The organism is Candidatus Rokuibacteriota bacterium (genome assembly GCA_030647435.1).
Lineage (GTDB): Bacteria > Methylomirabilota > Methylomirabilia > Rokubacteriales > CSP1-6 > AR37.
Genome location: JAUSJX010000172.1, coordinates 1 through 8983 on the forward strand (window position 1 = coordinate 1; position 8983 = coordinate 8983).

The following is an 8983-nucleotide window of genomic DNA, read 5'->3' on the forward strand; positions in this document are numbered from 1 at the left end:
ATCGCCGCGGGCAGCATCGCCGGGGGCGGCATCGTGACGGGCGGGTGGGTGCTCGGTCCCGGCGGCAGGGTATGGGCGCAGGTCGCCCCGGTTCCGCGGCGGGGCGCTCGGCCGGCCGCAGGGCCGCCCGAGCCGCCGACCGCCAGCGCCCCCGGCGTGAGCGCCCGTGACGTCAAGATCGGGATGTCCGCCGCGTTCAAGGGCACCCAGGCGGGCCTCGGCACCGAGCTCTGGCGCGGCGCCGCCGCGTACTACACCGAGCTGAACGCCCGCGGCGGCGTCAACGGGCGCCAGCTCGCGGTCATCGCGCTGGACGACGACTACCAGCCGGACCCGTGCGTCCGAAACACGATTCAGCTCATGGAGCAGGACCCGGTGTTCTTTCTCTCCAACTACGTCGGCACGCCGACCTTGACGCGGGCCCTGCCCATCATCAAGCGCTACGGCGACGCGATCCTGATCGCCAACTTCACCGGCGCCCAGCCGCAGCGCGAGGCGCCCTACGTCGACTTCGTCTTCAACGTCCGCGCCTCCTATCGCCAGGAGATGGCGGCCCTCGTCGAGCGCTTCTGGGCGCTCGGCGCGCGCAAGTTCGGCGTCTACTACCAGATCGACGCGTACGGCCGCAGCGGCACCGACGGCGCGGAACGCGCGCTCGCGCAGCGCGGGTCCAGGATCGTGGCCGAGGCGACGTACGTCCGCGGAGCGAAGTTCGAGGAGGACATGGGCCCGGCGGTCTCCGTGCTCCGCCAGGCGGGCTGCGACGTCGTCCTGTGCACGGGCGCCTATCAGGGCTGCGGCGCCTTCGTCCGCGCCGCGCGTGACGTGGGCTGGACCGTGCCCATCTCGAACGTCTCGTTCGTCGGCTCCGACGCGATGCTGGCGCTGCTCCTCAAGCAGGGCAAGACGGCGGGCCGCGACTACACGCGCGCGCTCGTCAACTCGCAGGTGGTGCCGAGCTACGACGATGCCGGCCTGCCGGGCGTCGCCGAGTACCGGGCGCTCATGGACAAGCACAATCCGGTCCTGCCCGAGGCGCTCCGGGACAAGACGTACGCGCCGCAGCGCTACAGCTCCATCAGCCTGGAGGGCTTTATCAATGCCAAGGTGGTCGTAGAGGGGCTGCGCCGTGCCGGAGCCAACCCGACGCGCGCGAGCCTCCGCCAGGCGCTCGAGTCCCTGCGCAACCTCGACCTGGGCATCGGCGCGCCGCTCACCTTCAGCGCCGAGCGCCACCAGGGGCTGGACAGTGTGCACTTTACCCGCGTCGAAGGCGGGCGCTGGGTGCCCGTGACCGATTGGACCGCAGCCGTTCGGGCGTGAGCCCACAGGAGATCCCCATGAGACGGCGAACGGAAGCGCAGGAAGGGGAGCAGGCTACGCCGTCGCCCGAGCGCCGGCGGCTCGGGTTGGGCCTCCTCGGCAAGATCGTCCTCTTCCTCGTGGCGGCGCTGGTACCTCTGGCCGCCGTCACGTGGTACGTCTCCGCGCGCTCCCTCAGGACCAGCATGACCGAGGAGTTCACGTCCAAGGGCGAGGCCATCGCCTCGAGCCTGGCCTCATCCGGCGTGGACCTGATCTCGACGCGCGACGCGTCCTCCGTCCAGTCGCTCGTGGACGAGTTCGCGAGAATCCGCGGCGTCGCCTACGTCATGGTGTACGACCCGCAGAAGAGGTTCATCGCCCACACCTTCTCGCCTTCGGTGCCCGCCGACATCGTGGACAAGAACATCGTGCCGGGTGACGCCCCCCGCCAGGAGCGGAACATCGAGTACCAGGACCCGGTCCGGAAGATCACGCGCGAGATCATCGACATCGGCGTGCCCATGGCCGCCGGCAAGCTCGGGACCGTGCGGGTCGGCATGGACCGGTCCATCATCAACCAGGCCGCGGCCGCCTCCGGACGTCAGCTGCTGCTGCTCTTCGGCGGCGTGGCCGCCCTGGCTCTGCTCGGCGGCGTATTGCTCGCGCGGCGCATCACGCGCCCCATCACGCTGCTCGTGGCGGCGGCCCAGCGGGTGGGCCGGGGCGACCTCAGCGAGACCGTCCCGGTCACCTCCCGGGACGAGATCGGCGAGCTGGCGCAGACGTTCAACGACGCCGTCGTGCGCCTCCGCTCGCAGGTTCAGACCGAGACGGAGCGCGACGACGAACGCCGACGCCGCGAGGAGCTGCAGGAGAGCATCATCCAGTTCCTCGACACGGCCATGGAGATCTCCCAGGGCGATCTGACCAAGCGCGGCGACGTCACCTCCGACGTGCTCGGCAACGTGGTCGACGCCATCAACCTCATGGTCGCCGAGATCGGCGCCATCATTGCCGACGTGCGCGTGGCGGCCATGCAGGTCTCGGTCAGCGCCAACCAGATGACCGACTCGACCGGGCGCATGGCCCAGGGCGCGCAGGCCCAGGCGCGAGAAGCGGGCCAGGTCGCGGCGTCCGTCGAGGCGCTGACGCAGTCCGTCCGCCAGGTGGCCGAGAGCGCGCGCGGGTCGGCGCAGGCGGCGCGCGAGGCGCTCGACGCCGCCCAGAAGGGCGACATCGCCGTGCGCGACAGCCTGCAGGGCATGCAGCGGATCCGCAGCGAGGTGCAGTCCATCTCGAAGAAGATCAAGAGCCTCGGCGACCGCTCGCTCGAGATCTCCGAGATCGTGAACACCATCGAGGACATCGCCTCGCAGACCAACCTGGTCGCGCTCAACGCGGCCATCGAGGCCGCGGGCGCGGGCGAGGCGGGGCTCCGATTCGCCGTGGTCGCGGACGAGGTGCGCAAGCTCGCGGAGCGCTCGGCCAGGGCGACCAAGGACATCGGGGTCCTGATCAAGAACGTCCAGAGCGACACGCAGGAAGCCATCGTGGTCATGGAGCAGGGCACGCAGGAGGTCGAGTCCGGCTACCGGATGACGGTGCAGGCGGGCGAGAGCCTCAAGGCCATCGCCGACGTCTCCCACCGCTCGGCCGAGCTGGCCCAAGACATCTCCCAGGCGACGCAGCAGCAGGTGCGCGGGGCGGAGAGCGTCGCCCAGGCCATGCAGTCCATCCAGGCCGTGGCGGCCCAGACGGAACGGAGCGTGCTCGAGGCCCGCCGTACCGTGGACGAGCTCGCCCGGCTTGCCGAGGAGCTCACCGCCAGCCTGGCGCGGTTCAAGCTGGCGGCCTAGGGCCCGCGAATGGCCCGGATCTTGCTCCTATCTAGCCAGGATGATTGAAGACCAGGACAGCGAGTTCATCCTCAGCATCTTCCTGATGGAGGCCTGGGACACCGTGGCCGCCGTCGAGGAGGGGGTCCGTCGTCTGGCGGCCGGCGAGCCGGTCTCCTCGGGGGTCCTCGATCCCCTCGTGATCGTCGCCCACCGCCTCAAGGGCGCGGCCGCGCTTCACGGCTACCCGGTGGTCTCTGCCGTGGCGCTGGTATTGGAGGAGGTGATCGAGGGGCTGCCCGCCGCGCCCGACGGCGAGAGGCCGCGTCCAGTCGAGGTGCTGGCCGAGGTGGTCGCCACGATCAAGCGCATGCTCGAGACGATCGGCGACGACGGGCGGGAGGACGTGGACGCCGTCGTCCGTCTTCGTGCTCGTCATCCGGAGCTGTTTTCGCCTCCGGCTGCCCCCGAGCCGACGCCCCCGCCCGTCCGCCTCGCCGAGCCCGGGCCCGCCGCGAGGCTCGATCCTCTCCCTGCGTCTCCGCCGCCACCCCCGCCGCCGTCACACGATGAACCCCCCGATGAACCCATGGTGGTGACCGAGCACGCGCCGCAAGGCGGCCGTGGGGCTTCTTCCGGTCCTTCGGCTGTCTCTCCGGCGGCGGCCCTCTCTCCGGCGGCGGCCTCAGCGATGCCCGAGGCGCCCGCAGTCCCTCTCGAGGAGGCCGTGGCGGACGGCCTGCTGCGCGAGCTCGAGCGCTTCTTCGCTGAGCACGCGGAGTCGGTGCCGTACTTCGCTCCCGAGGCGGCAGAGCACCTCGAGGTGATGACCCGCTCGCTCCTGGCGCTGGAGCAGTCCACCTCCCCCGCGCAGGACGAGGTCGCGAGCCTCTTCCGCGCCGTCCATACGCTCAAGGGCGCGGCGTACACGGTCGGCTGCGCGCCCGTGGGTGACGTCGCCCACCGCATCGAGGATCTCCTCGAAGGTGTGCGCGACGGCCGGCTCTCCCTCTCGCCTGTCGTTATTGAGGCGGTTTTCGGTGGTGTGGATGCGCTCCGGCTGCTCCTCGGCAGCGCGTCCGTGATCTCGCCGAGCGTGCGCGCCGTCGTCCAGCGCACGCTCGACACGCTCGACGCCCTGCGGCCCGCTCCAGCCCCGCTCGAGGCTGAGCCCGTCCATGGGGCAGAGCTGGAGGAAGAGCCGATGGCGGCCGAGCCCGCGGGGATCGCTCACGTCGCGCCCGCGCTCCCGCGCCCGCGCTTCGTGCCGCCCGCGCCCGCGGTCCCGGCGCCCGCGGTCGCTGAGCGGCGCGGGCGCGAGTCCCAGGAGGGACGGCCCAGCATCCGCGTCAACCTCGACCGGCTCGATTCGCTGATGAACCTGGTCGGCGAGCTTGTCATCGCGCGAAGCCGTCTCGACCAGCGCTTCGCCCAGATCGAGCGCGTCAACGAGCTCTTGGCCTTCAGCCGTGGGAGGATGGCGCAGACGGTGCGCGACTTCGAGGAGAAGCACCGCTACACCCAGCTGCCGCCGGCGGGCGCGGGCGGCGAGGCGGGCGGTGAGGGCCGGCAGGCGGCCGACAACGCCGGCGCCACCGAGCCGCTGTCCAAGCTCTTTGCCGAGCTCGAGTTCGACCGGTACGACGACTTCAACATCTTCGCCCGGAGCGTGGACGAGATCTCGGCCGACATCTCGGAGATCCAGGCCCAGCTGACGGGGCTCATCCGGAGCGTCGGGGAGGACACGGCGCAGGTCCAGCGGCTGACGGGCAGCCTGCGATCCGAAGTGACGCGCGCCCGCATGGTGCCGATCGGGCGGCTCTTCGCTCGCTTCACCCGGCCGGCCCGCGAGGCCGCGCGCGCGGTCGGCAAGAGCGTCGCGCTCCAGCTCTCCGGCGAGGCCGTCGAGGTGGACAACGCCGTCATCGAGCAGATCGCGGACCCGCTGCTTCACCTCGTGCGGAACGCCATCGACCACGGCATCGAGACCGACGAGGAGCGACGCGCGGCGGGAAAGCCCGCGCGCGCGACGGTGTCGCTCTCGGCCTTCCACCAGGGCAGCTTCGTCCACGTCCAGGTCGCCGACGATGGGCGGGGGATGGATCCCGTTCTGCTGCGCGAGCGGGCCGTGCGCCAGGGCTTCCTGTCGCCCGAGGCGGCTCACGCGCTCGGCGACCGCGAGGCGCTCACCCTGGTCTTCCTGCCCGGGTTCAGCACGGCCGGCGAGGTGACCGCCACCTCGGGGCGGGGCGTCGGCATGGACGTGGTCCGCACCAACGTCAGCCGGCTCCATGGCGAGATTGATCTCCAGGCCGAGCCCGGCGCGGGCACGCGCATCACGATCAAGCTGCCTCTGACGGTCGTCATCTCCGACGCGCTCCTGGTCCGGTCGGGCGGCGAGACCTTCGCGGTGCCGATGAACGCCATCCGCAGCATCGTGCAGGTGCGCCCCGCGGAGATCGAGCAGGCGGGAGACCGCGAGCGCGTCGTGGTCGAGGGGGAGGCGGTGGAGCTGATCCGCCTCGACCGAGTCCTCGCGCTGCCCGCCGGCCGCCCCCCGGCGCGGCAGCCCGTCCTGGTCTTCCGCTCGGGCGTGCGCCCGCTCGCCGTCGCCGTGGACGAGCTCGTCGGCAAAGAGGACGTCGTCATCAAGAGCCTCGGCGGGCTCCTCGAGCGCGTCGGGCCGTTCGCGGGCGCGACGATCTCCGGCACCGGGCGGGTCATCCTGCTGATGGACCCGTCGCGACTGGCGGAGACGGCGGAGGCCTCGCGGCAGGCGGGCCGGGTCGTGGCCGACGCTCGTGGGCGCGGGGCAGGGCAGGGGCGCGCCGGGACCCAGGCGCGGCGCATTCTCCTCGTGGACGACTCGATCAGCATCCGGAAGTTCGTGGGCCAGATGCTCGAGAAGGCGGGCTTCGAGGTCATCACGGCCAACGACGGCGCCGAGGCGCTCCGGCGGCTCGGCGACACGGTGGTGGACGCGGTCATCACCGACCTCGAGATGCCGCGCATCAGCGGCTACGAGCTGATCGAGGATCTGCGGGCGCGCGCCTCGACACGGGCGCTGCCCGTCGTGGTGCTGACCACGCGCGCCGGTGCCAAGCACGTCAACCTGGCCCGGCGCCTCGGTATCGCGCACTACGTCACCAAGCCCGTGGACGAGGGCGCCTTCGTCCGTCTCATCGTGTCGCTGACGGCGCGCGGCGCCGGGTTCGAGCCCACGGAGGCCAGGTCGTGAGCGACGCCCGGCCCACCGCCAAGGTCCTCATCGTGGATGCCGACCCGGCGAAGCTCCAGGCCCTCAGGGCGGCGCTCACGACGGCGGCCTACCAGGTTACGTCGGCGACGAGCGCCTCCTTCGCGCTCACGACGCTCGAGCGCGACCGCCCGGACCTCATCGTGAGCGGCAACCGGACCGAGGACATGGACGGCGTCGAGTTCTGCTCCATCATCCGGAGCGACCCGACGACCCACGACATTCCGTTCCTCTTGCTGTCCGGGCCCACGCGCCCGACGCCGTGGGCCGTCGCCCAGGCCGGGGTGGACATGCTGGTGGCCGGCGACTTCGTCGTCTCCACCGTGCTCGACCGGATCTCGAAGCTCCTGCGCCATGTCGCGCCTCAGTCGGAGCCTGGGCTGCTGCCGCCGCCGCCGCTTCCGCCGCGGGTGACGGTGCCCCGCGCGGAGGCCGGGACGCGGACTTTCGAGGGCTCGTTCGGCGTGCTCGACCTGACCGAGGTCACCCAGGCCATCGCCCTCGGTGGCAAGACGGGCCGGCTCTCGCTGGAGCTGACGGCGGGCGAGGGCTCGCTGCTCTTCGACTCCGGGCGCGTCGTCCACGCCGAGTTCGCCTCGCGCACCGGAGAGAGCGCCTTCGCGGCCATGGTCTCAGCCGCCCAGTCCGACCCCGAGGGCACCTTCCGCTTCAAGCCTTCGGCCGACCTGCCCGCCGGCTCGGGGCCGCGCACGATCCAGAAGAGCGTGGACCAGCTGCTCCTCAGCATCGCCTCCGAGATCGACGAGGGCCGCGCCGCCGCCGGCGTGCCGCCCCCGCCGCCGAGAACATAGCCTATGGCCCGCGTGCTGGTCGTGGACGACAGCCTCTCGGTGCGCAAGATGGTCGAGCGCGCGCTCGAGATGAAGGGGTTCGAGGTGCTCTCCGCCTCGTCGGGCGCCGACGCCATGGAGCGCATCGGCAGCGCTATGCCCGACATCGTCGTCTGCGACGTCGTCATGCCGGACGTGGACGGCTACCGCATCTGCGAGTTCGTGCGCACGCACCCGACGCTCTCTGAAACGCCCGTGCTCCTCATCTCCGGTATCGTCAACAGCGCCGTCCTCGACCGGGCGGCGCAGGTCCGCTGTAGCGACGTCCTGCGGAAGCCGTTTACGGCCGACGACCTCGCGCGCAAAGTGGACGAGCTCCTGGCCGCCCGCTCTCGGAGCGCCGCGGCGCCGGCCGGCCTGCCGGCGTCCGCCGGCGACGAAATTGTTGTCCTCCCCGACCTCAAGGCGAACCTGCTGCAGCTGGCGACCATGCCCGGCGTGCGGCTGGCGGCCCTCGTGGACCGCGAGGGCTTCCTCATCGAGACCGCCGGCGAGCTCGGGGTCGGCGCCGAGGTTGCCGGCGCCCTGGCCGCGTGCCTGGCAGAGTCCTCGGAGGGCATCGGGCGCGAGATGGGACAGGGCGCGCTCTCGAGCATGATCCTCGATTACGAGGCCGGCATGGTCCTGCTGCACGGCGCCGGGCCCTCGGCCATCCTCGCGGTCGTGCTGCGCGACCCGACCGCGCTCGGCAAGGTCCGCTACTACGTCAAGAGGGCCCTGCCGGAGCTGCTCCGGTCCATCTGATGGCGACATCCGTCGGCATCTCCAACCTCAAGAAGCCCTGGGCGTGGCTCGCCGCCATCGCCGTGTTCTGCCTCGCGCTCGCCTCGTCGACGGCGCTCTACGTGGTGAATCCCGCCGTGAAGCTGCAGCTGCCGTGGTGGGCGGCCGTGGCGGCGCCCGCCCTCGTCTACGGGCTGGTGCTGCCGCTCTGCGTCCCGCGCATGCGGATAGGCGGCTGGTTAGCCGGATTCTTCACCTTGGCCGTCCTGCACGTGGGCATCGCTCTCGCGACGGCGTGGCTCTACGCGAGGGTCGGTTTCATCTCCTTCGAGCAGGCGCTGGCGCCGGCGCTGTGGGGCTTTCCTCCGGCCCTCGTCCTTGCCATGGTCGGCTCGCTGGTCATGACCTTGCCGTTCCTCGGGGCGCTCGCTCCTCGGGCAGCGGCCCCTCGTCCCCAGGCGGGCGCGACTCCGCCCCGGGCGGGGGCGACGAAGCAGCCGCGGCAGGCTCCCGAGATCATTCCGTCCAAGGACCGCCAGGCCTGGGCGCGGGTCTCGGCCGGATCCGAGCACGAGTCCGCGGCGTCCGCCGCGGTCGCCCAGGCCGTGAGCGTGCTGCCCGCGATGGCCGTCGCCGCCCCCGCGCTGGCAGAGCCTCCGCCCGCGCCGGCAGAGCCCCAGGTCGTCGTCCCGCCGGAGGTCGTCTCGAATGACCCCGTCGTGCACGCGGCCCCGCTGTCGGGAGTCAATGGCGCCGCTCCTGACACGGCTCCCGCCGACGCGCCTGTCGCCGGGGGCGATGATCTGCCCCTTGCCAACGTTCCTGATTTCAGGCAGGCGCTCTCGGAGCTCTTCGTCGAACCGGCCGCCGCGCCCGTGGTCGAAGAGACCCTCGAGGCGCCGGACGAGCTGGTGGCGCCCGAGCCGTCGTTTCCGGCGGCGGTCGCGGCTGACGCGCCGGCGCCGTCGGAGGCGCCAAGAGTGTCGGGCCTGGTAGTCCGGATTCCGTTCGAC

General features: G+C 71.9%; 6 protein-coding genes. All 6 read left to right on the forward strand.

What is annotated here, in order from left to right; genetic code table 11:
- The first annotated feature begins 183 nt into the window (after window positions 1-183).
- The gene (locus Q7W02_28765; GenBank protein MDO8480119.1) at window positions 184-1323 is read left to right on the forward strand and encodes an ABC transporter substrate-binding protein; all 1140 of its coding nucleotides are present in this window, start codon (window positions 184-186) and stop codon (window positions 1321-1323) included.
- A 17-nt stretch (window positions 1324-1340) separates the two neighbouring features.
- Complete coding sequence (locus tag Q7W02_28770) at window positions 1341-3161, forward strand: methyl-accepting chemotaxis protein (protein ID MDO8480120.1); 1821 nt, start codon at window positions 1341-1343, stop codon at window positions 3159-3161.
- A 40-nt stretch (window positions 3162-3201) separates the two neighbouring features.
- Window positions 3202-6378: an Hpt domain-containing protein gene (locus Q7W02_28775; GenBank protein ID MDO8480121.1), complete on the forward strand. Its 3177-nt coding sequence runs from the start codon at window positions 3202-3204 to the stop codon at window positions 6376-6378.
- Entirely contained in the window at window positions 6375-7208 is an 834-nt protein-coding gene (locus tag Q7W02_28780; protein ID MDO8480122.1) for a DUF4388 domain-containing protein, read from the forward strand. Before Q7W02_28775 ends, Q7W02_28780 begins: the two co-directional genes overlap by 4 nt.
- Before the next feature lie 3 nt (window positions 7209-7211).
- Entirely contained in the window at window positions 7212-7991 is a 780-nt protein-coding gene (locus Q7W02_28785) for a response regulator (GenBank protein MDO8480123.1), read from the forward strand.
- The coding region (locus Q7W02_28790) for a hypothetical protein (protein ID MDO8480124.1) at window positions 7991-8983 on the forward strand (993 nt) is incomplete at its 3' end. The genes Q7W02_28785 and Q7W02_28790, both read left to right, overlap by 1 nt.